Source organism: Streptomyces sp. NPDC030809 (assembly GCF_055572195.1).
In genome coordinates, this window is sequence record NZ_JBVIDV010000009.1 from 118,087 (window position 1) to 143,116 (window position 25,030).

Annotated in this window: 24 protein-coding genes; 16 read left to right on the plus strand and 8 right to left on the minus strand. The window is 73.3% G+C overall.

Annotated features, from left to right (window positions below):
• Nucleotides 1–495: 495 nt before the first annotated feature.
• The gene (locus ACZ407_RS14665; protein ID WP_468128417.1) at nt 496–1,257 is read right to left on the minus strand and encodes a VOC family protein; all 762 of its coding nucleotides are present in this window, start codon (nt 1,255–1,257) and stop codon (nt 496–498) included.
• A gap of 193 nt (nt 1,258–1,450) precedes the next feature.
• Here ACZ407_RS14665 and ACZ407_RS14670 point away from each other — a divergent pair, with 193 nt between their 5' ends.
• Entirely contained in the window at nt 1,451–2,317 is an 867-nt protein-coding gene (locus ACZ407_RS14670) for a sulfurtransferase (protein WP_468128418.1), read from the plus strand.
• A gap of 163 nt (nt 2,318–2,480) precedes the next feature.
• On the opposite strand, the gene sepH is transcribed toward ACZ407_RS14670, so the two are convergent.
• Entirely contained in the window at nt 2,481–3,512 is a 1,032-nt protein-coding gene (gene sepH, locus ACZ407_RS14675) for a septation protein SepH (protein WP_468128419.1), read from the minus strand.
• A 518-nt stretch (nt 3,513–4,030) separates the two neighbouring features.
• Between sepH and ACZ407_RS14680 the strand changes: the two genes are divergently transcribed.
• Nucleotides 4,031–4,981, plus strand: coding sequence for a hypothetical protein (locus ACZ407_RS14680; protein ID WP_468128420.1), 951 nt, complete (start codon nt 4,031–4,033; stop codon nt 4,979–4,981).
• A 24-nt stretch (nt 4,982–5,005) separates the two neighbouring features.
• On the opposite strand, the gene ACZ407_RS14685 is transcribed toward ACZ407_RS14680, so the two are convergent.
• Together ACZ407_RS14685 and ACZ407_RS14690 are read right to left on the minus strand one after the other, a co-directional pair.
• Nucleotides 5,006–6,349: a D-arabinono-1,4-lactone oxidase gene (locus tag ACZ407_RS14685; RefSeq protein ID WP_468128421.1), complete on the minus strand. Its 1,344-nt coding sequence runs from the start codon at nt 6,347–6,349 to the stop codon at nt 5,006–5,008.
• Nucleotides 6,294–7,550 (minus strand): MFS transporter, encoded by a 1,257-nt coding sequence (locus ACZ407_RS14690; RefSeq protein ID WP_468128422.1) that lies wholly within the window; start codon nt 7,548–7,550, stop codon nt 6,294–6,296. Before ACZ407_RS14690 ends, ACZ407_RS14685 begins: the two co-directional genes overlap by 56 nt.
• Nucleotides 7,551–7,706: 156 nt before the next feature.
• Between ACZ407_RS14690 and ACZ407_RS14695 the strand changes: the two genes are divergently transcribed.
• Both ACZ407_RS14695 and ACZ407_RS14700 read left to right on the plus strand, forming a co-directional pair.
• Nucleotides 7,707–8,852 carry a ferrochelatase gene (locus tag ACZ407_RS14695; protein WP_468128423.1) on the plus strand — a complete coding sequence of 382 codons (1,146 nt, stop codon included), beginning with the start codon at nt 7,707–7,709 and terminating at the stop codon, nt 8,850–8,852.
• A gap of 56 nt (nt 8,853–8,908) precedes the next feature.
• Nucleotides 8,909–9,712, plus strand: coding sequence for an inositol monophosphatase family protein (locus ACZ407_RS14700; protein ID WP_468128424.1), 804 nt, complete (start codon nt 8,909–8,911; stop codon nt 9,710–9,712).
• Between the two features lie 138 nt (nt 9,713–9,850).
• Here the strand turns inward: ACZ407_RS14700 and ACZ407_RS14705 are convergent, their stop codons facing one another.
• Nucleotides 9,851–10,018, minus strand: a complete 168-nt coding sequence (locus tag ACZ407_RS14705) for a hypothetical protein (RefSeq protein ID WP_468128425.1) — start codon at nt 10,016–10,018, stop codon at nt 9,851–9,853.
• Between the two features lie 249 nt (nt 10,019–10,267).
• Between ACZ407_RS14705 and ACZ407_RS14710 the strand changes: the two genes are divergently transcribed.
• The 4 genes from ACZ407_RS14710 (at nt 10,268) to ACZ407_RS14725 (ending at nt 13,817) form a co-directional block, all read left to right on the plus strand.
• Nucleotides 10,268–10,921, plus strand: coding sequence for a response regulator transcription factor (locus tag ACZ407_RS14710; protein ID WP_150206941.1), 654 nt, complete (start codon nt 10,268–10,270; stop codon nt 10,919–10,921).
• A gap of 5 nt (nt 10,922–10,926) precedes the next feature.
• Complete coding sequence (locus ACZ407_RS14715; protein ID WP_468128426.1) at nt 10,927–12,171, plus strand: sensor histidine kinase; 1,245 nt, start codon at nt 10,927–10,929, stop codon at nt 12,169–12,171.
• 396 nt (nt 12,172–12,567) lie between these two features.
• Nucleotides 12,568–12,864 (plus strand): DUF4193 domain-containing protein, encoded by a 297-nt coding sequence (locus tag ACZ407_RS14720; RefSeq protein WP_226731851.1) that lies wholly within the window; start codon nt 12,568–12,570, stop codon nt 12,862–12,864.
• 8 nt (nt 12,865–12,872) lie between these two features.
• Nucleotides 12,873–13,817 (plus strand): hypothetical protein, encoded by a 945-nt coding sequence (locus tag ACZ407_RS14725; RefSeq protein WP_468128427.1) that lies wholly within the window; start codon nt 12,873–12,875, stop codon nt 13,815–13,817.
• Between the two features lie 91 nt (nt 13,818–13,908).
• Here the strand turns inward: ACZ407_RS14725 and ACZ407_RS14730 are convergent, their stop codons facing one another.
• Nucleotides 13,909–14,388 (minus strand): DUF3093 domain-containing protein, encoded by a 480-nt coding sequence (locus ACZ407_RS14730; protein WP_468128428.1) that lies wholly within the window; start codon nt 14,386–14,388, stop codon nt 13,909–13,911.
• A 57-nt stretch (nt 14,389–14,445) separates the two neighbouring features.
• Between ACZ407_RS14730 and ACZ407_RS14735 the strand changes: the two genes are divergently transcribed.
• From ACZ407_RS14735 to ACZ407_RS14765, 7 genes are all read left to right on the plus strand, one after another.
• Complete coding sequence (locus ACZ407_RS14735) at nt 14,446–15,030, plus strand: PaaI family thioesterase (protein WP_468128429.1); 585 nt, start codon at nt 14,446–14,448, stop codon at nt 15,028–15,030.
• Entirely contained in the window at nt 15,030–15,563 is a 534-nt protein-coding gene (dut, locus tag ACZ407_RS14740; protein WP_468128430.1) for a dUTP diphosphatase, read from the plus strand. The genes ACZ407_RS14735 and dut overlap by 1 nt, the downstream gene beginning before the upstream one ends.
• A gap of 1 nt (nt 15,564) precedes the next feature.
• Nucleotides 15,565–16,347: a DUF3710 domain-containing protein gene (locus ACZ407_RS14745; protein ID WP_468128431.1), complete on the plus strand. Its 783-nt coding sequence runs from the start codon at nt 15,565–15,567 to the stop codon at nt 16,345–16,347.
• A gap of 148 nt (nt 16,348–16,495) precedes the next feature.
• On the plus strand, nt 16,496–19,168 hold the full coding sequence (locus tag ACZ407_RS14750; RefSeq protein ID WP_468128432.1) for a sensor histidine kinase: 2,673 nt from the start codon (nt 16,496–16,498) through the stop codon (nt 19,166–19,168).
• Nucleotides 19,165–19,851 (plus strand): response regulator, encoded by a 687-nt coding sequence (locus ACZ407_RS14755; RefSeq protein WP_468128433.1) that lies wholly within the window; start codon nt 19,165–19,167, stop codon nt 19,849–19,851. Before ACZ407_RS14750 ends, ACZ407_RS14755 begins: the two co-directional genes overlap by 4 nt.
• Nucleotides 19,852–19,947: 96 nt before the next feature.
• Complete coding sequence (locus tag ACZ407_RS14760; RefSeq protein WP_468128434.1) at nt 19,948–20,367, plus strand: OB-fold nucleic acid binding domain-containing protein; 420 nt, start codon at nt 19,948–19,950, stop codon at nt 20,365–20,367.
• 3 nt (nt 20,368–20,370) lie between these two features.
• Nucleotides 20,371–21,153, plus strand: coding sequence for a DUF3159 domain-containing protein (locus tag ACZ407_RS14765; protein ID WP_468128435.1), 783 nt, complete (start codon nt 20,371–20,373; stop codon nt 21,151–21,153).
• Nucleotides 21,154–21,288: 135 nt separating this feature from the next.
• Here ACZ407_RS14765 and ACZ407_RS14770 read toward each other — a convergent pair whose 3' ends face one another.
• Both ACZ407_RS14770 and ACZ407_RS14775 read right to left on the minus strand, forming a co-directional pair.
• Entirely contained in the window at nt 21,289–21,957 is a 669-nt protein-coding gene (locus ACZ407_RS14770; protein ID WP_328968132.1) for a potassium channel family protein, read from the minus strand.
• Nucleotides 21,954–22,622: a potassium channel family protein gene (locus tag ACZ407_RS14775; protein WP_468128436.1), complete on the minus strand. Its 669-nt coding sequence runs from the start codon at nt 22,620–22,622 to the stop codon at nt 21,954–21,956. The genes ACZ407_RS14770 and ACZ407_RS14775 overlap by 4 nt, the downstream gene beginning before the upstream one ends.
• 231 nt (nt 22,623–22,853) lie before the next feature.
• On the opposite strand from ACZ407_RS14775, the gene ACZ407_RS14780 reads away from it, so the two are divergent.
• The gene (locus ACZ407_RS14780) at nt 22,854–24,902 is read left to right on the plus strand and encodes an APC family permease (RefSeq protein ID WP_468128437.1); all 2,049 of its coding nucleotides are present in this window, start codon (nt 22,854–22,856) and stop codon (nt 24,900–24,902) included.
• Nucleotides 24,903–25,030: the final 128 nt, after the last annotated feature.

The window sequence follows — 25,030 nt, forward strand, 5'->3', positions numbered from 1 at the left end:
CCCCCCCCCCCCCCCCCCCCCCCCCCCCCCTCCCCCCCCCCCCCCCCCCCCCCCCCCTTTCCCCCCCCCCCCCCCCCCCCCCCCCCCCCCCCCGCCGAGGCTGGAGGTGTGCCCCGCGAGGCTGGAAGGCCCGGGGCTCTGCCCCAGACTCCGCGCCTCAAGCGCCGGCGGGGCTGTAGGTGTGCCCGCGCGGGGCTGGAAGGCCCGGGGCTCCGCCCCGTACCGCGCGCCTCAAACGCCGGCGGGGCTGGAGGTTGCCCGGCGAGGCTGGAGCGTGCCCGCGCGGGGCTGGAAGGCCCGGGGCTCTGCCCCAGACCCCGCGCCTCAAGCGCCGGCGGGGCTGTAGGTGTGCCCGCGCGGGGCTGGAAGGCCCGGGGCTCCGCCCCGTACCGCGCGCCTCAAGCGCCGGCGGGGCTGGAGGTTGCCCGGCGGGGCTGGAGCGTGCCCGCGCGGGGCTGGAAGGCTCGGGGCTCGGCCCCGGTACCCCGGGCGGGGTCAGTGGATGACTGTGAAGACCGCGCCCTCCGGGTCCGCCAGGACCGCCGTGCGGCCCCGTTCCGCCTCGCGCCCCGGCTGGAGGATCCGGCCGCCGAGTCCGGCCGCGAGGGCCGCCGTCGCGTCCGGGTCGTCGACCTGGAAGTACGTCATCCAGTGCGCGCCCCGGTCGTGCGGCAGCGCCCGCCCCACGCCGTGCACCGAGGCCACCGGGCGCCCTTCCAGATGGAGCGTCAGGTAGTCCATGTCCGCCGAGACCACCGCCTCGGTGAGGTGCCCGAACACCGACTGGTAGAACTTCCCCACCCCCGTGTCCTGGGTCACCAGCTCGTTCCAGGCCGGCGTCCCGTGCACCCCGGTCAGCCGGGTGCCCACGTGCGCCCCCGCCTGCCACACCCCGAACACCGCCCCGATCGGGTCGGAGCAGATCGCGACCCGCCCCGCCCCGCCCGCGTCCAGCGGCCCCACCGCCACCGTGCCGCCGCAGCTGCGGATGGCCTCCGCGGTCGAGTCCGCGTCGTCCGTCGCCAGGTACGTGGTCCAGGCCGTCGGCAGGTGCCGGTCGGGCGGGAGTTGTCCGATGCCCGCCACGTCCTGCCCGTTGAGGGACGCCCGCACGTTCGGCCCGAGCTGGGCCGGGCCGGGGGCGTACTCCCAGCCGAACAGGGCGGCGTAGAAGTCCTCGATCTCGCCCAGACCGTGCACCATCAGGCTGACCCAGCACGGTGTGCCGGGCGCGCGCCGCATCCCCGAATCGCTCATGGCCGCCTCTCTCCGTGCCCCAGTGCGCACGCTGCGCTGCACGTTGTGGGCCAGATGCTCGCACTCCCGGAGCCCCGGTGCGTCCGGCCGCGCCGCTTTCACCGCGTCCGGGGCAGAGATGTCCGAATCGGTACGGGCTCCGGATGTCGGTGTTGTTACACGGCGCCCGCCGGCGGGGAGGAAGATGGGCCGCATGACTACCCACACCCCCTCAGAGGGCTCCCCCCTGATCTCCGCCGCCGAGCTCGGGGACCGGCTCGCGGACGCCCGCCCGCCGGTGCTGCTGGACGTGCGCTGGCAGCTGGGCGGACCCGACCAGCGTCCCGCGTACGAGGCCGGGCACCTGCCCGGAGCGGTCTTCGTCGACCTGGACCACGAGCTCGCCGGCCCGGTGGGCGACGGGAAGCAGGGGCGGCACCCGCTGCCCGACACGGACGCCTTCGGGGCGGTCATGCGGCGGGCCGGGGTCGGCCGGGACACCCCCGTGATCGTGTACGACGGCGGGCTGGGCTGGGCGGCGGCGCGCGCCTGGTGGCTCCTGCGCTGGGCGGGGCACACGGAGGTCCGGGTCCTGGACGGGGGGCTGGCCGCCTGGACCGAGGCGGGCGGTCCGGTCACCACCGAGATTCCCGCACCGGAGGAGGGCGATTTCAAGCCAACTCCGGGCGGTCTCGGGCTCCTGGACGCCGACGGGGCCGCCGCCCTGGCGCGCAGCGGGGTGCTGCTCGACGCGCGGGCGGGGGAGCGGTACCGCGGCGAGGTGGAGCCCATCGACCGGATCGGCGGGCACATCCCGGGCGCGCTCTCGGCGCCCACCACGGAAAACGTGGCGGCGAACGGGCTGTTCCTCGCGCCCGCCGCACTCCGGGCCCGGTTCGCGGCCCTGGGCGCGGCCGGCGGGGCGCCGGTCGGGGTGTACTGCGGGTCGGGGGTCTCGGGTGCGCACGAGGTGCTCGCGCTGGAGGTGGCGGGGATCCCGGCCGCGCTGTACGCGGGCAGCTGGTCGCAGTGGTCCTCCGACGAGTCCCGCCCGGTGGCCACCGGCCCGGACCCGCTCTGACCGCCGGACCGCCCGGCCCCGGATTCCGCCCGACCCCGGATTCCGTCAGGCCGGGTGCGCGGTCCCGAGCGCACGGCCGCGCGGCCCCGAGCAGCACGGGCAGGGCGCGGGCAGGGCCCGGCGGGTGTGTCCGCCGGGCCCTGCCCGTGGTGCTTCTGCCGTGCTACTCCTGTTTCTTGCGGCGCGTGCCGAAGACGATCTCGTCCCAGCTCGGTACGGCCGCTCGGCGGCCGGGGCGGACGCCGTCGGCCTCGGCCTGGCGGTCCGTGGTGCCGGTGAGGCGTTCCCGGTGCCCGGCCACCGTGCGCGGCATGAGCACGTCCGCGTACGCCGAGCCGGCCGAAGCCGCCGAGGCCGCGGGCGGCTCCTCGGCCTCCGCCTCCTCCGCGCTCTCCAGCGGCGCCGGGCGCTCCGGCACCACCAGGTCCCCGCGGAAGCTGGGCACCGCCTCCAGCAGGCTGGTCAGCGAGTCCCGCTCCTCCTCCGGCTCCGCGGGCGCCCCGGCGGAGGCCACGGCCGGGAGCTGGCGGTCCAGCGCACGGTCGAGCGGCCGGTCGCGCGGCAGCCGCGCGATCCGGGGCACGAACGGGAAGCTCGGCTCGGGAGCCGCGGGCAGGTCGTCCGTTTCGCCGATGAGCGAGCGGGCCTCGTCGTCGACCGCCTGCACCAGCCGGCGCGGCGGGTCGTACGTCCAGCTCGCCGAGTGCGGCTCGCCGGCCACCCGGTAGACCAGCAGGACCTCCCAGGTGCCGTCGTCACGGCGCCAGGAGTCCCACTGCACGGTGTCCTTCTCGGCCCCGCGGAGCAGCAGGCGTTCGTTGACCGCCTCGCCGAGCTGGGGTCCGTTGCCCGTGTTCTCACCGGGGCGGCGCACCGGGGTCTTGCGGGCGCGCTCCGCCATGAACGCCCGCTCCGCGAGCACCGGTCCCTCGAAGCGCCGGACCCGGTCCACGGGGATGCCCGCGAGCTGCGCGACCTCCTCAGCGGAGGCACCGGCCCGTATCCGCGCCTGGATGTCCCGGGGCCGGAGGTGGCTCTCCACCTCGATCTCGATCTGCCCGAGCCGCGCCCGGTCGTTGCGGACCGCCGCACGCAGCCGCTCGTCGATCGGAAGGGTGTACTCCGTGCTGTCCGCAGCCTTGAGCACCAGTCGTGTGCCGTCATTGGAGACGGCCACGACACGCAGTTCGGGCATGGGGACCTCCCGGGTGGTGCCTGCCGACGTCACGTGCGTCGCTGCTTCCGCTAGTCGAGTGTGGCCTGCCCGGGTGCAGCCTGCCACAACCTTGCCGAGTTAAACCGGCGTGTCGGGCATGCGCCCTTGATCGCCGTTATGGCACGGTTACCTGTTGGCCACGGACAGTGACCGGTTGGTCACTCTGCGCATCAGGCGGCCGTGCGGTGCCGCGGCGCCGCCGGTGTCGAGTGCCGTTTCTCCATCAACCGGCCCCCTCTCCCGGGTCCGGACATCCGAAAGGACGGACGGTCCCAGGGCTCGCCACAGTACTCCATTCGGGCCACCTCGGTGGACCGCCGCGCCGCCGAAGTTGTCCCGTGGCCGGGGAGTTGAAGGCGCCGGTGCCCTACGGCCCCTTGGGCTGCGGGTGATTTGGGGTGTCATGGTTCACAGAATCACCAAAAATGGAACTATCTTCTTCGCCCATCTGTCAGTAACTGCTGTAAGCGGCGTCGCGGTACACGGCAGAGGTTGGCATGCAGGTGGCACGCAAGGACGAGGAGAACACCGGCGGGCAGGACGGGGAGGAGAAGGGGAAGCGGATCGACCTGAGCCTCGCCCAGGTCGCCGGAAGCTCCCTCGCCACGGTCGCCGCCGCCGTGCTCGCCTCCAAGCTGGGCGTCTACGGCACCATCCTCGGTGCGGGCGTGGTCAGCGTGGTCGCCACCGCGGGCGGCCCGGTGATCCAGCACGTCTTCCGCCGCACCGGCGAGCAGTTGCGGGAGGTGGGCGAGGCCGCCCGCCCCAAGGCCCGGCAGGTCCCCGTACCGCCCGGGCCGGCTTCGGGTCCCGGGGAGCAGACCCGGCTGCTGCACGCGGCCGACCCCACCCGTGCGCTCCCGGCGCACGACCGGCACGACCGCACCATGCTCCTGCGCGCCCCCGTGCACGCCCCCGGCGAGGGGCAGTTCGGCGCCGCGTCCACCCACGGCACCCGGGTCCGCGGGTGGAAGCGGACCGCGCTGGCCGCCGCCCTCGTCTTCGGCGTCTCGATGGGCGGCATCACCGCCTACGAGGGCCTGTCCGGCTCGAACCTCAGCGGTGGCGGCTCCTCCACCCTGCGCACGGCCATCACCGGCGGTTCCGGGCACGGGGGCGGGAAGGGCGCTCCGGACGCCCCGGCCACCCCGCGCTCCGGCGGGGAGGACCGCCGCAACAGGCCGGACGGCGGCGCCGGCACCGGCCCGGCGCGGCCCACCCCGGATCCCGATCCGGCCCCGTCCGGCACTCCCGACCCGACTCCCACCCCCACGCCGACCCCGACCCCGACCCCGAAGCCCACGCCCACCCCGGACCCGGGCCCCTCGAAGTCGAAGGAGCCCTCGCAGCCGCCGGCCGCGGACGGCGGCGGCATGGGCGGCGCAAACGGCACCGGGGAGGCCGGCGCGGGAGCCGGCGGCGGGAGCGGGGACGCGCAGGCGCGGTAGCCCGGCGCCCCGGCCCCGGTCCCCTCAGTCCCCGAGCACCCGGCGCAGGTAGTCGTTGCCGAACACCCGGTCCGGGTCCAGCCGGTCGCGCAGCTTCGTGAACTCGCCGAAGCGCGGGTAGACGGAGGCCAGGTACTCCGCGTCCCGCGTGTGCACCTTGCCCCAGTGCGGCCGCCCGCCGTGCGCGGTGAAGATGCGCTCGGCGGCGGTGAAGTACGCATGGTACGGGGTGCCCCGGTACATGTGGATCGCGATGTACGCGCTGTCCCGGCCCGAGGCCGTGGACAGGGTGATGTCGTCGGCGGGCGCGGTGCGCACCTCCACCGGGAAGCCGATCCGCAGGTCCGAGCGCTCCACCATGGCCTTCAGCTCGCGCAGCGCCCCGACCACGCGCTCCCGCGGCAGGGCGTACTCCATCTCCACGAACCGCACCCGGCGCGGGCTGGTGTACACCTTGTACGGGATGTCCGTGTACGTACGGGCGGACAGGGCGCGGCTGGCGACGCGGGCGATGCCGGGAACCGCCCCGGGGAACGCCCGGCCCACCGAACAGGCCACCTGGAAGACCCCGTTGGACAGCAGCTCGTCCTCGATCCAGGCGCCGAACGCGCCGGGCGGGGCGGCCGGGCCGGCGCTGCGGTTGTTGCGCTTGGTGTTGCAGTTGCCGGTGTGCGGGAACCAGTAGAACTCGAAGTGCTCGTTCTCCGCGAAGTGTTCGTCGAACTCCGCCGTCACCTGCTCGAAGCGCATCGGCTCCTCACGGGCCGTCAGCAGGAACAGCGGCTCCACGGCGAAGGTGATCGCGGTGACGATGCCGAGGGCGCCGATGCCGATCCGGGCCGCCGCGAACAGCTCCCGCTCCTCCGGGCTGCCGTCCGCCGAGCAGGCCACCAGGCTGCCGTCGGCGGTGACCAGCTCCAGCGCGCGGATCTGGGCGGCGATCGAGGCCGAGTCCCGGCCGGTGCCGTGGGTGCCGGTGCTCGTCGCCCCGGACACGGTCTGCTCCATGATGTCGCCCATGTTCGTGAGCGACAGGCCCTCGCGGGCCAGCGCCACGTTCAGGTCCTTCAAGGCGGTGCCCGCGGCCACCTTCACGGTGCCGGCCGCGCGGTCGATCTCCAGGATCCCGGACAGGGCCTGCGGGCGTATCAGCACCCCGTCGGTGGCCGCTGCCGCGGTGAAGGAGTGGCCGGTGCCGACCGCCTTCACCTTCAGGCCGTCGGCCGCCGCCCGGCGCACCGCCTCCTGGACCGCGGCCACCGTGGTCGGGGCGACGGTCCGGACGGGGGTGGCGGAGACGGTCCCCGCCCAGTTACGCCACGTGCTCGGTGTTGCGGTCCGGCCTGCCCTCGTGCTCGTCGTACCCATCGGGTTCCTCCCCTTGCGCGGGCCTCGTCAGCCTGCGGTAACCCGCGAACGCCACCGCCGCCGCGGCCGCCCCCGCCGAGATGGAGACCACGTACCCGGACCGCGCCCCGGCGGAGTCGATGACCCAGCCGGCCACGGAGGACCCGAGCGCGACTCCGACCGCGAGCCCGGTGCCCGTCCAGGTCATGCCCTCGGTCAGCTTCGCGCGTGGTACGTGCGCCTCGATCAGGGCCATCGTGGTCACCATCGTGGGAGCGATGGCCAGGCCTGCGACGAAGAGCGCCACGGCCAGAAACGGAAGGTTCCCGGCCAGTAGGAGGGGGATCATACTCACGGCCATCGCACAGATGCCCAGTACCCAGGTGCGTTCTTTCCGCCCCTTGAGATGGAGCAGGCCGAAGCCGAGTCCGGCCAGGCAGGAGCCCAGGGCCCAGACGGCGAGCACCACGCTGGCGAGGGCCTTGTGGCCCTCCTCCTCGGCGAAGGCGACGGTCACCACGTCGATGGAGCCGAAGATCGCCCCGGTGGCGGTGAAGGTGGCCACCAGCACCTGGAGGCCGGGGGAGCGCAGGGCCGAGGTGCGGTCCGCGCCCGGGACCCGGGGGTGCGGGGCCGGCTCGGTGGCCCGCTGGGCGGTCAGCCACCAGCCGCCCGCCAGCAGGAAGACCGCGGAGATCAGCGGCCCCGCCTCGGGGAACCAGACGGTCGACAGCCCGATGGAGGCGATGGGCCCGATGATGAAGCACACCTCGTCCATGACGGACTCGAAGGAGTACGCGGTGTGCAGCTCGCGCGGGGACTCCCGGTAGAGGGCGGTCCAGCGGGCCCGGAGCATGGCGCCGATGCTGGGCGTGCAGCCGGCCACGGCGGTGCAGGCGAAGAGGACCCAGTCCGGGGCCTCCAGCCGGGCCGCCAGGAGCAGCCCGGCGACCGCCGCCACGGACACGAGCACCGCGGGCCGCAGCACCCGCCGCTGCCCGTGCTGGTCGACCAGCCGGGAGACCTGCGGCCCGAGCACGGCCGCGGACAGCGCCAGGGTTGCGGTGAGCGCTCCGGCCAGCCCGTACCGGCCGGTGAGCTGGGACACCATCGTCACGATGCCGATGCCGAGCATGGAGAGCGGCATCCGCCCCAGGAGGCCCGCGGCGGTGAAGGCGCGGGTGCCGGGGGCGGCGAAGAGGGCGCGGTAGGGACTGGCCAAGGGGCCCTCCGGGAGGCAGGTGTGTGGCCCGTACATGTTACGGCGGAGGGGCCGCGCCCGCACGGGATTTCGAACAGGGAAGTTAGGTAGACCTTACCTGTCTTGCGGAGCGGCGCCGGTTACCGCCCGTGGCCCCCGGGTGGCAGGATTCCGGTCATGCCAGACCAGCGTGATGAGACCGCCGCCAGCCCGTACGACGCCCTGCTGCTGCTGTCCTTCGGCGGCCCGGAGGGCCCCGACGACGTGGTGCCCTTCCTGGAGAACGTGACCCGCGGCCGCGGCATCCCCCGCGAGCGCCTCAAGGAGGTCGGACAGCACTACTTCGGCTTCGGCGGGGTCAGCCCCATCAACGCCCAGAACCGCGAGCTGCTCGCCGCCCTCCGCAAGGACTTCGCGGACAACGGGCTGGACCTGCCGGTCCACTGGGGCAACCGGAACTGGGCCCCGTACCTGACCGACACCCTCCGCGAGATGGTCCGGGACGGGCACCGCCGCATCGCCGTGCTCACGACCAGCGCCTACGCCTCGTACTCCGGCTGCCGCCAGTACCGGGAGAACCTCGCCGACGCGCTGGCCGCGCTGGAGGCCGAAGGGCTGGACGTGCCCCGGGTCGACAAGCTGAGGCACTACTTCAACCACCCCGGCTTCGTGGAGCCGATGACCGACGGGGTGACCGAGGCGCTGGCCGCGCTGCCCGAGGAGGTGCGCGACCGCGCACACCTCGTCTTCACCACCCACTCCATCCCCACGGCCGCCGCGGACACCTCGGGCCCGGTCGCCGACCACACCGAGGGCGGCGCCGGCGGGGCCTACGTCAAGCAGCACCTCGACGTGGCCCGGGTGATCGCCGACCGGGTCGCCGAGCGCACCGGACGGGCCCACGAGTGGCAGCTCGTCTACCAGTCCCGCAGCGGCGCCCCGCACATCCCGTGGCTGGAGCCCGACATCTGCGACCACCTGGAGGCGGCGCACGCCGCCGGGGTCCCGGCGGTCGTCATGGTGCCCATCGGCTTCGTCTCGGACCACATGGAGGTCATGTACGACCTCGACACCGAGGCCACCGCCAAGGCCGCCGAGCTGGGCCTGCCGGCGGTGCGCTCCGCCACCGTGGGAGCCGACCCGCGCTTCGCCGCGGCCGTGCGCGAACTGGTCCTGGAACGCGCCGCCCGCGAGCGCGGCGAGCACCCGCCGGAGTGCTGGGTGGGCATGCTGGGCCAGAGCCACGACGTGTGCCCGGTGGGCTGCTGCCCGGCCCGCGCCCCGCGCCCCGCCGCCGCCGGCGCAGACAGCCCGTACGCGTAGCCGCCGGCCCGCACGCCGCTCCGCGCCCCCGCACCGCACCTGAGGAGACCGACCCCGTGACCGACCCGCTGACCGCCGAGCTGCTCGGGCTGGCCCTGGAGGCCGCCCGGCAGGCCGGGGAGCTGCTGCGCGACGGGCGCCCCGCCGACCTCGGCGTGGCCGCCACCAAGTCGAGCCCGATCGACGTCGTCACCGAGATGGACCTCGCATCCGAGAAGCTGATCACCGGGTTCCTGGCGGAACACCGTCCGGACGACGGCCTGCTGGGCGAGGAGGGCGCCAGCAGCCCCGGCACCACCGGGGTGCGCTGGGTGATCGACCCGCTCGACGGCACCGTGAACTACCTGTACGGCCTCCCCGCCTGGGCGGTGTCCATCGCCGCCGAGTACCACGGCGAGACCGTGGCCGGGGTGGTCGCCGTCCCGATGCGCGGGGAGACCTACCACGCGGTGCGCGGCGGCGGGGCCTGGCTGGCGGGCGGCGGACCGCTGCGCTGCCGGGCGGCGGCCCCGCTGGACCAGGCGCTGGTGGCCACGGGCTTCAACTACGTGCACGCCGTCCGCAGCCACCAGGCGGACGTGGCGCAGCGGCTGATCCCGGAGCTGCGGGACATCCGGCGCAGCGGCTCGGCCGCGGTGGACCTGTGCGACGTGGCCGCCGGCCGGCTGGACGGCTACTACGAGCGCGGGCTGCACCCCTGGGACCTGGCGGCGGGGGAGCTGATCGCCCGCGAGGCGGGCGCCCTGACCGGCGGACGGCCGGGAGAGCCCGCTTCCGGGCAGCTGGCGGTGGCGGCCACCCCGGCGGTCTTCGGGCCGCTCCAGGCGCTGCTGGAGGCGGCCGGGGCCTGGCACGACTGAGCAGCGCCCGGCGGGCCTCCCGGCGCCCGGGCGGTCCCCGGACGACGGGCGGGTCCCCCGACGGCGGGCCGGGACGACCGGCGCGGACATACGAAGGCCCCGGTCCACCTCGGGTGGACCGGGGCCTTCGTGGTCGGGTCAGGCTGCGGAGACGGCTACGCCGTGTTCGGCGGCCAGGCGGTGCAGATCTTCCAGCTCCGCCTGTTCGACTTCCGCGAGGAAGTCGTCGCCGGTCTCGCGCGCCCGTGTGAGGTCGGACTCCGTGGTCTTGATGCGCTGCAGAAGACCTGCGGTGAATGCGTCCATGGTGCGCCTCCTCTTCCTCGGCCGGGGCATGGCACGCCGCTCTGGAGGGGGTTGGTTGAGGGCGTGCAGTCGTCCTCCCCGCCTCCCGGGACGCAGAAACCTCGCAAGGCCCGGGAATCCTCGCCTCCGCTGTGCAAGGGGCGTCTTACAGCCGGTTTACGGCCGAAACCGGCAGGATGGAGAGGCTCAGGAGACCGCTCCGGGCATCCGACACACCCCGCCCGATGGGCTACGAGGAAGGAAATCGACGTGCGCGTACTCGTCGTCGAGGACGAGCAGCTGCTCGCCGATGCGGTGGCCACCGGACTGCGCCGGGAGGCGATGGCCGTCGACGTCGTGTACGACGGCGCGGCGGCCCTGGAGCGCGTCGGGGTCAACGACTACGACGTGGTCGTGCTGGACCGCGACCTCCCCCTGGTGCACGGGGACGACGTCTGTCGGAAGATCGTCGAGCTCGGCATGCCCACCCGGGTGCTGATGCTCACCGCCTCCGGCGACGTCAGCGACCGCGTGGAGGGCCTGGAGCTCGGCGCGGACGACTACCTGCCCAAGCCCTTCGCCTTCAGCGAGCTGACCGCCCGGGTCCGCGCGCTGGGACGGCGTACGACCGTGGCCCTGCCGCCGGTCCTGGAGCGGGCCGGCATCAAGCTGGACCCGAACCGCCGCGAGGTGTTCCGCGACGGCAAGGAGGTGCAGCTCGCACCCAAGGAGTTCGCCGTGCTGGAGGTGCTCATGCGCAGCGAGGGCACCGTGGTCTCGGCCGAGCAGCTCCTGGAGAAGGCCTGGGACGAGAACACCGACCCGTTCACCAACGTGGTGCGGGTCACCGTCATGACCCTGCGGCGCAAGCTGGGCGAGCCGCCGGTCATCGTGACCGTGCCCGGCTCCGGCTACCGGATCTGACGCGGGTGGCCAGCACTCCGCCGCCCCCGTCGGCGCCCCCGAAACCGACCTGGGACCCCGCCCAGCTGGAGAGCCCGTTCCCGTGGCTCAGACCCACCATCCGCATACGGCTGACCCTGCTGTACGGCGGCATGTTCCTGATCGCCGGCATCCTGCTGCTGTCGATCATCTACCTGCTCGCGGCGCAGGCGCTGCAGGTGGGCAGCTCGCCGCCGTTCCGGATCGTGGACGGCCAGGAGATCCAGGTCACCAGCTCCACCTGCCCCGCCGTCGGCGGCAAGCAGACCATCGAGCAGTTCAACACCGCCGTCGCGGCCTGCATGGACACCCAGCGCAAGCACTCCCTGGACGACCTGCTCAGCCGCTCCCTCATGGCCCTGCTGGGCCTGAGCATCATCGCCTTCGCCTTCGGCTACGCGATGGCCGGCCGGGTGCTCTCCCCGCTGGGGAAGATCACGCGTACCGCCCGCCGGGTGGTGGGCTCGGACCTGACCCGGCGGATCGAGCTGGACGGGCCGGACGACGAGCTCAAGGAGCTCGCCGACACCTTCGACGAGATGCTCGACCGGCTGGAGCGGGCCTTCACGGCCCAGCAGCGGTTCGTCGGGAACGCCTCCCACGAGCTGCGCACCCCGCTGGCGATCAACCGCACCCTGCTGGAGGTGCACCTCTCGGACCCGGCGGCCCCGGTCGAGCTCCAGCAGCTCGGCAGGACGCTGCTCGCCACCAACGAGCGCAGCGAGCAGCTCGTGGAGGGCCTGCTGCTGCTCGCCCGGAGCGAGAACCAGATCGTGGAGCGCAAGCCGGTGGACCTGGCGGAGGTGGCCTCCCGGGCCATCGACCAGGCGCGGGCGGAGGCCGAGGCCAAGGGGGTGGAGATCCGCGGGGAGCGGGCGCTCGCCGTCGTGCAGGGCAACGGGGTCCTGCTGGAGCGGATCGCCCTGAACCTGGTGCAGAACGCCGTGCGCTACAACGTGCCGGAGGGCGGCTGGGTCGAGGTCACGACCGAGGCCCAGCACGGCCAAGCGGTGCTGATGGTGTCGAACACGGGTCCCGTGGTTCCCGCGTACGAGATCGACAATCTGTTCGAGCCGTTCCGGCGGCTGCGGACCGAGCGCACCGGCAGTGACAAGGGTGTCGGGCTGGGCCTGTCGATCGCGCGATCGGTGGCCCGGGCGCACGGCGGACGGATCGCCGCGGTGCCCCGCGAGGGCGGTGGCCTGGTGATGCGTGTCACGCTCCCGCTCTGAGCGGGCCATGTCCGACTTGGGTGGGATATTCGCTTCGAGCGAAATCTGCCACACTTGCACAATGTCGGTTCATGTGTGATCGATCACAGTTCAGTGTGCCGGGTCATGCACGTTCCGTGACCCCCAGGGGGCCGGAAAGCCCGGGAAAGTCCGGGTTTCCGGCCACCTGAAAGGCGGAAAATACACGGGGTGGCGCCCGTGCATCACCACCACCGGACCGTGTACGGTCCCGTTCGCCATCCCAGCCGGTCGCCCCTTCAGGCGTGCGGCTGGGTGTCGATTGAGTAACAGACCTTGATGTGAGGCAAAATCTCCGCCTCAGGTCGGGCACAAGTCCGGCCTCTCGCGCGTTACGTGCGCTGAGACACCGCTAACACCCAGAGGGGGAGAGCGAACATGGCAACGGATTACGACACCCCACGCAAGACCGACGACGACGTCGACAACGACAGCCTCGAAGAGCTGAAGGCCCGGCGCAGCGACAAGTCCAACTCGAACATCGAGATGGACGAGTTCGAGGCCGTCGAGGGCATGGAGCTGCCCGGCGCGGACCTCTCCAACGAGGAGCTCGCCGTCCGGGTCCTGCCGAAGCAGGCCGACGAGTTCACCTGCATGAGCTGCTTCCTGGTGCACCACCGCAGCCAGCTCGCGCGCGAGAAGAACGGCCAGCCCATCTGCGTCGACTGCGACTGACGTCCGTCGTGGCAGGCGCGACGCCGTTCCGGAAACGACGTTTCCGGAAGGAGCTGGGATCCGCGGAGGCGTACGAAGGCGGCACGGGCCCGGAAACGGGCCTGGACGCCTCCTCCGTGCCCTCCGCCGTGCCGGCACCGTCCGGTGGGGGCGACGAAGGCCAGAGGCCGTCAGAGCCCCGGCTGAAGACCGGGGCGCGTCGCCTGTACCGCAGCGCCGGGGCCGAGAAGGCCGTGGATGCCGTCCTGCACGGTGTCCGCAAGGGCGGCGAAGGAGCACGCGCGGGGCTAGCCCACCTGGCCGACCTGGTCATCGAGGTCGCCCCGCGCATCCCCGTCCGGGACCTCGCCACCCTGCGCGCGCAGTTCCCGGGCCTCGGGCCCGAAGAGATCGCCGACAAGCTGGTCGCGGGCGCCGCCCACAGCAGCTCCACCGTCGGCGCCGGCATCGGAGCGGCCGCGATGCTGCCCGTGCCGCCGGCGATGCCCGCGGAGATCGCCGCCGAGATCACCGGCGTCGCGGCCGTGGAGTTGAAGCTGATCGCCGAGCTCCACGAGGTCTACGGCCTCCGCCCGCCCGGCGCGCTCAAGGAGCGCAGCCTCGCGTACCTCACCGCATGGACCGAGGAGCGCGGCATCGACGTCACCAAGCCCGCCGCCGTCAACGCGGCGCTCGGCGGCAGGATGAAGCGCGAACTCCGCCAGCAGATCATGAAGCGGATGGTCCGGACCCTGCCGAACCTGATCCCGTTCATGGTCGGCGCCGCAGTGGGCGCCCTGATGAACCGGCGCGACACCTTGCGCCTCGCCGCCAAGGTCCGCGAGGACCTGCGGCGCCGGGCCGTCCCCTGGGACGCCCTCCCGCAGCTCCCGCCGCTCGACCGGCACGCGGACCCGCTGCCCGAGACCGGCCGCCCCAGGCCCCTGGACGGCCCCGCGGGGCCGGACCGCTGACAGCGCCACCGGGCCGCCCGCCGCCGTGCGCGCCGGGCGGATCCGGGGACCTCCGGCTCTCCGGATCCCAGCGGCCCCCGCGCCGCCCCGCCTACGCCCCGCCGTCCGCCTGCTGCGGGATCCGCGCCGCCCGCAGCGCCGCGGCCAGCGCCTGCGGCTCCCGCGTGGACAGGTACACGTACGGGGTCGGATCCGCCGGGTCGGTCACCTCGACGCGCACCGCCCCCGGCACGTAGCTGCGCATCAGCATGAACGCCCGGGTGTCCGCCTTGTACGTGCGCCAGGCCCGCGCCTCCTCGGCGTCCAGCACCTCGGGCTCGCCCAGGGCCGTCACCGGGATCCGGGCGTCCCCGGCGACCAGCACGCCGCCCACCACGCGCACCCGCGCCGATCCGTACGAGCTCACCAGCAGCCCCGCGAGCGCGGTGCCCGCCACCAGGCCGGCCACCAGCGGGAGGACGCCCAGCGGCAGCAGCATCAGGGCGCAGGCGACCCCCGTCAGGGCGGCGACGGCCCACCAGGAGCGCGGAGCGGTCAGACGTTCGTCGTGGTGCGAGACGGGGAGCTGCATGCCCCAAGCTTGGCACGGGGCGACCGGCGGGTAGCCGCGCGGGTAAGGTCTGCGCCTGTGAGTGGACGAAACACGGCCTTGACGCCCCCGGACGACGCCACCGCGCCCGTCCGGCACCCCGACGCCCCTGCACCGGGCGAGCTCCTCGGTGCGCACTACGGCCACTGCTTCGGCTGCGGCGAGGGCCAGCCCCACGGCCTGCACCTGGAGGCGCGGGCCGGGGAGGGCGTCAGCGTCACCGCCGAGTTCACCGTCAAGCCCGCCCACCAGGGCGCGCCCGGCCTCGCCCACGGCGGGGTGCTGGCCACGGCGCTCGACGAGACCCTCGGCTCGCTGAACTGGCTGCTGCGGGTGATCGCGGTGACCGGCAGGCTGGAGACCGACTTCGTACGGCCCGTCCCCGTGGACACGGTGCTGCACCTGGAGGCCGAGGTCACGGCCGTGGCCGGGCGCAAGATCTACTCCCGCGCGGTCGGCCGCATCGGCGGACCGGGGGGCCCGGTCGCGGTCCGTGCCGAGGCCCTCTTCATCGAGGTGAAGGTCGACCACTTCATCGACAACGGCCGTCCCGAGGAGATCCGGGCGGCCATGGCCGACCCGGACCAGGTCAGGCGCGCACGCGCCTTCGAGGTGAACCCCTGATGTCCCAGAACCACGCTCCCGTGGACGTACTGATCCGCAGGCTCGACCCGGAGGTCCCCATTCCGGCGTACGGCCACCCCGGCGACGCCGGCTGCGACCTGGTGACCACGGAGGCCGCCGAGCTCGCTCCCGGAGAGCGGACCGTGCTGCCCACCGGCGTTTCCATCGCCCTGCCGGACGGCTACGCAGCCTTCGTCCACCCGCGCTCCGGGCTGGCGGCCCGCTGCGGGCTCGCCCTCGTGAATGCCCCAGGGACGGTGGATGCCGGGTACCGTGGGGAGATCAAGGTGATTGTGGTCAACCTCGACCCGCGCGAAAGCGTCCGGTTCGAGCGCTTCGACCGCATTGCCCAACTGGTTGTCCAGCGGGTCGAGAAGGTGCGCTTCCACGAGGTGGCGGAACTTCCCGGGTCGGCACGGGCCGAGGGGGGATTCGGGTCGACCGGCGGGCATGCGGCCGTGGCCGGATCCGGCGCTGGGCAGCAGGGTGGGACTGGCTACGCTTCGGTCGTATCCGACCGGGAAGGACAGTGACGTGTTCGGACGTCGCAAGAAGAGCAGCTCCGTCAGCGGGAGCGACGAGGCCGAGCAGGTCGTCGATGGTGTCGCTGCCGGGCAGGACGCCGATGAGCTCGCCGGTCTGACCACCGGCGGGCAGCGCAGGGTCAACCTGCCGCCGGCCCCGCGGCCGGACGGCCCGTGGGACCTCTCCGAGGTCACCGCGCCCGGCGAGGGCCGCGTGGACCTGGGCGGCATCTTCGTGCCCGGGGTCGAGGGCATGGAACTGCGCGTGGAGGTCGCCGGTGACGCGATCGTCGCCGCGACCGTGGTGCTGCGCGACAGCGCGGTGCAGCTCCAGGCCTTCGCCGCCCCCAAGAAGGAGGGCATCTGGGGCGAGGTGCGCGAGGAGATCGCCTCGGGCATCACCCAGCAGGGCGGAATCATCGACGAGGTCGAAGGCCCGCTGGGCTGGGAGCTGCGGGCGCAGGTCCCGGTGCAGCTGCCGGACGGCACCGGCGGTGTCCAGCTCGTGCGGTTCGTCGGCGTCGACGGCCCGCGCTGGTTCCTGCGCGGTGTGATTTCCGGCCAGGGCGCGGTGCAGCCCGAGGCCGCCGGCCTGCTGGAGCAGATCTTCCGGGACACCGTCGTGGTGCGCGGCGAGGGCCCCATGGCCCCGCGCGACCCGATCGTCCTGAAGCTGCCGAACGACGCCCAGATGGTGCCGGACGACGTGCAGACCGAGGACCAGGACGGCTCCCGCTTCTCCGGCGGCATGGGCCAGCTGGAGCGCGGCCCGGAGATCACCGAGGTCCGCTGACCCGCACGCAGGACGGGCCGTACTCCCCGCGGGGGTACGGCCCGTTTGCGTCCCCGCCCCCGGCAGCACGGCCCGTACCCCGCGAAAGCCCTGGTCAAGGGGTGGACCCCGGGCGATGCGCAGAAGGGACGTGGCAGACAATGAGGGCATGGGACGCGGCAGGCTTCGGATCTATCTCGGTGCGGCGCCGGGTGTGGGCAAGACGTACGCCATGCTCGCGGAGGGGCACCGGCGCGCGGAGCGGGGCACCGACTGCGTGGTCGGCTTCGTGGAGCACCACGGGCGCCCGCGCACCGAGCTGATGCTGCGCGGCCTGGAGGTCGTACCGCGGCGGTCCCTGGAGCACCGGGGTGCGGCCTTCACGGAGATGGACGTGGACGCGGTGCTGGCGCGGCGGCCGGCCGTGGTCCTGGTGGACGAGCTCGCGCACACGAACGTGCCGGGTTCGCGCAACCCCAAGCGCTGGCAGGACGTGGAGGAACTCCTCCAGGCCGGCATCGACGTGGTCTCCACCGTCAACATCCAGCACCTCGAATCACTGGGCGACGTGGTCGAGACGATCACCGGGGTCCGGCAGCGGGAGACCGTCCCGGACGAGGTGGTGCGGCGGGCCGACCAGGTCGAACTGGTGGACATGTCCCCGCAGGCGCTGCGGCGCCGGATGGCGCACGGGAACGTCTACCGGCCGGAGAAGGTGGACGCGGCGCTGTCGCACTGGTTCCGGCCCGGGAACCTGACGGCGCTGCGCGAGCTGGCGCTGCTGTGGGTGGCGGACCGTACGGACGAGTACCTGCGGCAGTACCGCGGGGAGCAGGGCATCCGCGCGACCTGGCAGGCGCGCGAGCGGATCGTGGTGGGGCTGAGCGGCGGCCCGGAGGGGCGCACGCTGATCCGGCGGGCGGCCCGGCTGGCCGAGAAGGGCGCCGGGGGCGAGGTGCTCGCCGTGTACGTGGCGGCGGGGGACGGGCTGAACCCGGCCTCGCCGAAGGAGCTCGCTGCCCAGCGCACCCTGGTCGAGGACCTGGGCGGCTCGTTCCACCACGTGGTGGGCGAGGACGTCCCGCAGGCCCTGCTGGAGTTCGCCCGGGGGGTCAACGCCACGCAGATCGTGCTGGGGGTCAGCCGGCGCAGGCCCTGGCAGTACGTGTTCGGGCCCGGGGTGAGCGCCACCGCGGCCCGGGAATCGGGGCCCGACCTCGACGTCCACCTCGTCACCCACGAGGAGGCGGCGCGCGGCCGGAGGCTGCCGGCGGCGCCCGGCGGGGCCGCCCGGCTGGGCCGGACCCGGATCCTCGCCGGCTGGGTCGTCGGGGTCCTCTTCCCGGCCCTGCTGAGCCTCCTGCTCACGCACGTGGACGCCGACCTCGGCCTCGCCAACGACATGCTGCTCTTCCTGGCGCTGACCGTCGCGGCGGCCCTGCTGGGCGGGCTGCTGCCGGCGCTGGCCTCGGTGGCCTTCGGCTCCCTGCTGCTGAACTACTACTTCACCCCGCCCACCCACCGGTTCACCATCGCCGACCCGAAGAACATCGTGGCCATCGCGGTCTTCTTCGCCGTGGCGGTGGCCGTGGCCTCCGTGGTGGACCTGGCGGCCCGCCGCACCCACCAGGCCGCCCGGCTGCGCGCCGAGTCCGAGATCCTCTCCTTCCTCGCCGGCAGCGTGCTGCGGGGCGAGGACACCCCCGGCGCCCTGCTCGAACGGCTCCGGGAGACGTTCGGGATGGAGTCCGCCGTCCTGCTGGAGCGGGCGGGGGAGACCGAGCCCTGGACCGCGGCCGCCTCGGCCGGCACCGCCCCGGCCGGCCGGCCCGAGGACGCCGACGTGGACATGCCGGTGGGCGAGAACATGACCCTGGCCCTGTCCGGCCGGGTGCTGCCCGCCGGGGACCGGCGGGTGCTCGGCGCCTTCGCCGCCCAGGCCGCGGTGGCCCTGGACCGGCAGCGGCTGCTGGGCGAGGCCGAAGGGGCCCGCCGGCTCGCCGAGGGCAACCGGATCCGCACCGCCCTGCTCGCCGCCGTCAGCCACGACCTGCGCACCCCGCTCGCCGGGATCAAGGCCTCCGTCAGCTCCCTGCGCTCGGCGGACGTGGAGTGGTCGGAGGAGGACCGGGCCGAGCTGCTCGAAGGCATCGAGGAGGGCGCCGACCGGCTCGGCCACCTCATCGGCAACCTGCTCGACATGTCGCGGCTCAACACCGGCACCGTGACCCCGCTGATCCGCGCGATCGGCCTCGACGAGGTGGTCCCGGTGGCGCTGGGCGGCGTACCGGAGGACAGCGTGGAGCTGGACCTCCCCGAGAGCCTGCCGATGGTGGCGGTGGACCCGGGGCTGCTGGAGCGCACGGTCGCGAACATCGTGGAGAACGCCGTCAAGTACAGCCCGGCCGGCTCGCGCGTGCTGGTGGCCGCCAGCGCGCTCGGCGGGCAGGTCGAGCTGCGGGTGGCCGACCGGGGGCCCGGGGTGCCGGACGGGGCCAAGGACCGCATCTTCGAGCCGTTCCAGCGGCACGGGGACGCCCCCCGCGGGGCGGGCGTGGGCCTCGGGCTCGCGGTGGCCCGCGGGTTCGCCGAGGCGGTCGGAGGCACCCTGGCGGCCGAGGACACGCCCGGCGGGGGGCTGACCATGGTCCTGACCCTGCGCGCCGCCGCGACCGGCCCGGACCCGGCCGCGGAACCCCCCGGCCTGCCCGGATCCGCACCCGCGGGCGGCTCCCGCCCCGTACCGTCCGAGGGGCTCCCGTACGCGGGACCCCGCCGAGGGGCCGCCCCGCACGGGGACGGCGCACCGGAACCGACGCAACAGAAAGCAGGACCCCAATGACCCGGGTGCTCGTGGTGGAAGACGAGCCGCAGATCGTCCGCGCCCTCGTGATCAACCTGAAGGCGCGCAGGTACGAGGTGGACGCCGCGGGCGACGGGGCCACCGCCCTGGAGCTGGCCGCCGCCCGCCACCCGGACGTGGTCGTGCTCGACCTCGGGCTGCCCGACATGGACGGGGTCGAGGTGATCAGGGGGCTGCGGGGCTGGACCCGGGTCCCGATCATCGTGCTGTCCGCCCGCCACAGCTCCGACGAGAAGGTCGAGGCCCTGGACGCCGGGGCCGACGACTACGTGACGAAACCATTCGGCATGGACGAGCTGCTCGCCCGGCTGCGGGCCGCCGTACGCCGCGCCGAGCCCGTCGCCGGGGCCGGCGGGGAGGAGGTCCTCGTCGAGACCGACGGCTTCGTGGTGGACCTGGCCGCCAAGAAGGCCGCCCGCGACGGCCGCGACATCCGCCTGACCCCCACCGAGTGGCACCTGCTGGAGGTGCTCGTCCGCAACACCGGCCGGCTCGTCAGCCAGAAGCAGCTCCTCCAGGAGGTCTGGGGGCCCGGCTACGGCACGGAGACGAACTACCTGCGGGTGTACATGGCCCAGCTGCGCCGCAAGCTGGAGGCGGACCCCTCCCACCCCCGGCACTTCATCACCGAACCGGGGATGGGCTACCGCTTCGAGAAGTGAGCCCGGAGGGACCGCCGGACCCCCGCCGCGGCCGTGCGGCGAACGGGTGGGCCGTACCGCTTCGAGCGGGGGCCGCCGCGCCGGTAGGCTTCCTGTATGAGTGCTGTACCTCGTTCCGAGAAGCCCGCCAAGCCGGCGAAGCAGGGCGGCCGGTTCCGCCGGATGATCGAACGCCTGTCGACCTCCCAGGAAGAACTGCACTCCGCGGAGCTGCAGGAGGACGCAGAGGCTGCGGGGTGCACCCGGATCTGCGACAGCCACGACCGCCAGATAGTCAAGGTCACCGGCACGCTGCGCACGGTGACCCTGCGCCCGCGGGCCGGAGTGCCGGCCCTGGAGGCCGAGCTCTTCGACGGCTCGGCCGCCCTGGACGTGGTCTGGCTCGGCCGCCGCTCCATCGTGGGCATCGAGCCGGGCCGCAAGATGATCGCCTCGGGCCGCATCGCCATGAGCCACGGCCGCCGGGTCCTCTTCAACCCGAAGTACGAACTCCGACCGCTCGGACAGGAGCACTAGCCGGTGACGTCACTCGACAAACCGACCGCGGACCAGGGCGCCGGCCACTCCGCCGGCCCCGCCGCGGGGCCGGGCGCAGCCCCGGCCGGGCAGGGACCGCAGGACCAGGACGTCAAGGCCGTGACCCAGGCGGCGCTCTTCGACGCGTTCGGAGGGATCCGGGGCACCGTCGAGACGATGCTGCCCGGCCTGCTGTTCGTCATGATCTACACGTTCAACAAGGACGTCCGGATGTCCGCCCTCGCGGCGGGCGGCGTGGCGGTGGCCCTCGTGGCCGTGCGGCTGCTGCGCAAGGACACCGTCAAGCACGCCTTCAGCGGGGTCTTCGGCGTCGGGGTGGGCGTGGCCTTCGCGCTGTTCACCGGCTCGGCCAAGGGCTTCTACCTGCCCGGCATGATCTACGGGGCCTGCCTGGGCCTGGCGTTCACGCTGTCCGCGCTGGTGGGCTTCCCGCTGCTGGGGGTCGTCCTGGGCCCGGTGTTCAAGGAGAACCTCTCCTGGCGCACCCGCAACCCCGGGCGCAAGAAGGCCTACGTCAAGGCCAGCCTGGCCTGGGGCCTGATCTTCCTGGCCAAGTACGCGATCCTCTTCCCGCTGTACTTCTGGGGGGACGAGACCCAGCTCGGCTGGCTGCTGGTCGCGCTCAAGCTGCCGCCCATGGTGCTGGCCGTGTACTTCACCTGGGTCTTCCTCGCCAAGGCCCCGCCGCCGATCGACGTGATCGCCGAGTGGGAGGCCGAGGAGCAGGCCGAGAAGGAGCGCAAGGCGGCGGCCCGCGAGGCCTAGCCGGCCGGGTACGGCGTCCCGACGGGGGTGCGCGTACCGCGGCGCGGGTCGCATGCGCCGCTCCCCGTGCGGAGGGCCCCGGAACCGAGCGGTTCCGGGGCCCTTCGGCGTACGCGGTCCGGCCGCGCGGCGCGGTCAGCCGTCGCGGCGGGCGTTGAGCAGCTCCTCCAGCTGCTCCTCGCGGGCCTGGGCGGCCACGAACAGCAGCTCGTCGCCGGCCTCCAGGGTCTCCTCGGGGTGCGGGGTGAGCACCCGGTTGCCGCGGATGATCGTGACCAGGGAGGTGTCCTCGGGCCAGGCCACGTCGCTGATCTGGACCCCGGCCATCGGGGACTCCGGCGGCAGGGTCAGCTCGACCAGGTTCGCGTCGCCGTGGCTGAAGCGCAGCAGGCGGACCAGGTCGCCGACGCTGACGGCCTCCTCGACGAGCGCCGACATCAGGCGCGGGGTGGAGACGGCGACGTCCACGCCCCAGGACTCGTTGAAGAGCCACTCGTTCTTCGGGTTGTTGACGCGGGCCACCACGCGGGGGACCCCGTACTCGGTCTTGGCCAGCAGCGAGACGACCAGGTTGACCTTGTCGTCTCCGGTGGCGGCGATGACCACGTTGCAGCGCTGCAGCGCCGCCTCGTCCAGCGAGGTGATCTCGCAGGCGTCGGCCAGCAGCCACTCGGCCTGCGGCACCCGCTCCACCGAGATGGCGGTGGGGGCCTTGTCCACGAGGAGCACCTCGTGGCCGTTCTCCAGCAGCTCGCCCGCGATGGAGCGGCCCACGGCGCCGGCCCCGGCGATCGCGACCCTCATGCGTGTGCCTCCTCGGGGCCCTCGGCGAAGGCCGCCTCGACCTTCTCGATCTCGTCCGTACGCATCATCACGTGGATGAGGTCACCCTCCTGCAGCACGGTCTGCGAGGTCGGGAGCATCGCCTCGCCCAGGCGGGTGAGGAAGGCCACCCGGACCCCGGTCTCCTCCTGGAGCCGGCTGACCTTGTGGCCGATCCACGAGGGAGCGGTGTGCACCTCGGCCAGCTGCACGGCGCCGCTCGGGTCCCGCCACAGCGGCTCGGCGCCCGAGGGCAGGAGCCGGCGCAGCATCTGGTCGGCGGTCCAGCGGACGGTGGCCACGGTCGGGATGCCCAGGCGCTGGTAGACCTCGGCGCGCTTGGGGTCGTAGATGCGGGCGGCCACGTTCTCCACGCCGAACATCTCGCGGGCGACGCGGGCGGCGATGATGTTGGAATTGTCACCACTGCTGACCGCGGCGAAGGCTCCCGCCTCCTCGATCCCGGCTTCGCGCAGGGTGTCCTGGTCGAAGCCGACCCCGGTGACCCGGCGGCCGCCGAAGCCGGAGCCCAGCCGGCGGAACGCGGTGGGGTCCTGGTCGATCACGGCGACCGTATGCCCCTGCTGCTCCAAGGTCTGCGCGAGAGCGGAACCCACTCTTCCGCAGCCCATAATGACGATGTGCACGGCCGTCCTTCCGGCTGTCAATAGTTCAGACCCTCGTGGTGCTCAGGCTTCACAGGGTCTCAGACCATGGCCCAAGCTACACACGGGCGGTCACCAGTGTGACCCCTTGTGCACGGCGCACGCACAGCCGGGCGCGCAATTGGCCCCCGGCGTGCGCTTGTGGGGTGGCGGTTGCGCGCAGGTCGGGTGGTGGTTGGTCAGCGCTCTTTTCGAACGCTTAACATCCTCTCCGTGTCCAAACTGACCGACGTGCCCAAACGGATCCTCATCGGCCGGGCGCTGCGCAGCGACCGCCTCGGGGAAACTCTCCTCCCGAAGCGGATCGCCCTTCCCGTCTTCGCGTCCGACCCCCTGTCCTCCGTGGCATATGCCCCGGGAGAGGTGCTCCTCGTCCTCTCCATCGCGGGCGTGTCGGCGTACAACTTCAGCCCCTGGATCGCGGCCGCGGTCGTCGTGCTCATGTTCACGGTGGTGGCCTCCTACCGCCAGAACGTGCACGCGTACCCCAGCGGCGGCGGCGACTACGAGGTGGCCAACACCAACCTCGGGCCCAAGGCCGGACTGACCGTGGCCAGCGCCCTGCTCGTCGACTACGTGCTCACCGTCGCCGTCTCCATCGCTTCCGGAGTGGAGAATCTCGGCTCCGCGGTGGACTTCGTCGTCGAACACAAGGTGCTCTCGGCGATCGTCATGATCCTTCTGCTCACGCTGATGAATCTGCGCGGTGTGAAGGAATCCGGAAAACTCTTCGCGATTCCCACCTACGTCTTCGTCGCGGGCGTGTTCATCATGATCGCCTGGGGTGCCTGGCGCGGGATCGTCATGGACGAGACCATGAAGGCCCCCACCGCCGATTTCGAGATCAAGGCCGAACACCAGGGCCTGGCCGGATTCGCGCTGGTCTTCCTGCTGCTGCGGGCGTTCTCCTCCGGTTGTGCCGCCCTCACCGGCGTCGAGGCCATCAGCAACGGCGTCCCCGCCTTCCGCAAGCCCAAGAGCAAGAACGCGGCCACCACCCTCGCCCTCATGGGCGGCCTGGCCGTGACCATGTTCTGCGGCATCATCGGCCTGGCCATGGCCACCGACGTGCGGATGGCCGAGAAGCCCGGCGAGGACCTCCTCGTCAACGGGGTCCCGGTCGGCCCCGGCTACGTGCAGAACCCGGTGATCTCCCAGGTCGCCGAGGCGGTCTTCGGCAACGGCAGCTTCCTGTTCGTCCTGCTCGCCACCGCCACCGCGCTCGTCCTCTTCCTGGCCGCCAACACGGCGTACAACGGCTTCCCGCTCCTCGGCTCGATCCTCGCCCAGGACCGCTACCTGCCCCGCCAGCTGCACACCCGCGGCGACCGGCTCGCGTTCTCCAACGGCATCGTGCTGCTCGCGGGCGCCGCCATCCTGCTGGTCTGGATCTACGACGCGGACTCCACCAAGCTGATCCAGCTCTACATCGTCGGCGTGTTCGTGTCCTTCACGCTCAGCCAGATCGGCATGGTCCGGCACTGGAACCGCCACCTGCGCACCGAGCGGGACCAGGCCGCCCGCCGGCGGATGGTCCGCTCCCGGGCCATCAACGCCTTCGGCGCCACCTTCACCGGCCTGGTGCTGGTCGTCGTCCTCGCCACCAAGTTCACGCACGGAGCCTGGGTCGCCCTGCTCGGCATGGTGATCTTCTACGGCACGATGACCGCGATCCGGAAGCACTACGACCGGGTCGCCACCGAGATCGCCGCCGACGAGGGCCCGAGCGACGACAGCGTGCGGCCCTCCCGGGTCCACTCCATCGTCCTCGTCTCCAAGGTCCACAAGCCCACCCTGCGCGCCCTCGCCTTCGCCAAGCTGACCCGCTCCGACACGCTGGAGGCGCTCAGCATCAGCGTGGACCCGGCCGAGACCAAGGCGCTGCGCGACGAGTGGGAGCGGCGCGGGATCAACGTGCCGCTGAAGATCCTCGACTCGCCGTACCGCGAGATCACCCGCCCGGTGGTCGAGTACGTCAAGGGGCTGCGCAGCGAGAACCCGCGCGACGCCGTCAGCGTGTACATCCCCGAATACGTCGTCGGACGCTGGTACGAGCACCTGCTCCACAACCAGAGCGCCCTGCGGCTCAAGGGCCGGCTGCTCTTCACGCCCGGCGTGATGGTCACCTCCGTGCCGTACCAGCTCCAGTCCTCCGAACTGGCCAAGAAGCGGGCGCGCAGGCGCCAGGACTGGAACGCGCCGGGTGCGGTGCGCCGCGGGCCGGTCGACACGCGGGCGAAGGAGCCGAGCTCCAAGGGGTAGGCGTACCGGCGGCGTACCGGCTGCGTACCGGCGGCGCATCCGGCGGCGCCGGGCCGGGCCTTGAGGCCGCCGGGCGCCGGTGGCGAGCGGCCGGGCGGGATCCACGTAGACTGGTGGGTCGGCCGCCC

Bases quoted from the DNA above. Each gene is read 5' to 3' on its own strand.
- ACZ407_RS14665 (WP_468128417.1), bottom strand. From the start codon at position 1,257: ATGAGCGATTCGGGGATGCGGCGCGCGCCCGGCACACCGTGCTGGGTC.
- ACZ407_RS14670 (WP_468128418.1), top strand. From the start codon at position 1,451: ATGACTACCCACACCCCCTCAGAGGGCTCCCCCCTGATCTCCGCCGCC.
- sepH (WP_468128419.1), bottom strand. From the start codon at position 3,512: ATGCCCGAACTGCGTGTCGTGGCCGTCTCCAATGACGGCACACGACTG.
- ACZ407_RS14680 (WP_468128420.1), top strand. From the start codon at position 4,031: ATGCAGGTGGCACGCAAGGACGAGGAGAACACCGGCGGGCAGGACGGG.
- ACZ407_RS14685 (WP_468128421.1), bottom strand. From the start codon at position 6,349: ATGGGTACGACGAGCACGAGGGCAGGCCGGACCGCAACACCGAGCACG.
- ACZ407_RS14695 (WP_468128423.1), top strand. From the start codon at position 7,707: ATGCCAGACCAGCGTGATGAGACCGCCGCCAGCCCGTACGACGCCCTG.
- ACZ407_RS14705 (WP_468128425.1), bottom strand. From the start codon at position 10,018: ATGGACGCATTCACCGCAGGTCTTCTGCAGCGCATCAAGACCACGGAG.
- ACZ407_RS14720 (WP_226731851.1), top strand. From the start codon at position 12,568: ATGGCAACGGATTACGACACCCCACGCAAGACCGACGACGACGTCGAC.
- ACZ407_RS14730 (WP_468128428.1), bottom strand. From the start codon at position 14,388: ATGCAGCTCCCCGTCTCGCACCACGACGAACGTCTGACCGCTCCGCGC.
- dut (WP_468128430.1), top strand. From the start codon at position 15,030: ATGTCCCAGAACCACGCTCCCGTGGACGTACTGATCCGCAGGCTCGAC.
- ACZ407_RS14750 (WP_468128432.1), top strand. From the start codon at position 16,496: ATGGGACGCGGCAGGCTTCGGATCTATCTCGGTGCGGCGCCGGGTGTG.
- ACZ407_RS14755 (WP_468128433.1), top strand. From the start codon at position 19,165: ATGACCCGGGTGCTCGTGGTGGAAGACGAGCCGCAGATCGTCCGCGCC.
- ACZ407_RS14760 (WP_468128434.1), top strand. From the start codon at position 19,948: ATGAGTGCTGTACCTCGTTCCGAGAAGCCCGCCAAGCCGGCGAAGCAG.
- ACZ407_RS14770 (WP_328968132.1), bottom strand. From the start codon at position 21,957: ATGAGGGTCGCGATCGCCGGGGCCGGCGCCGTGGGCCGCTCCATCGCG.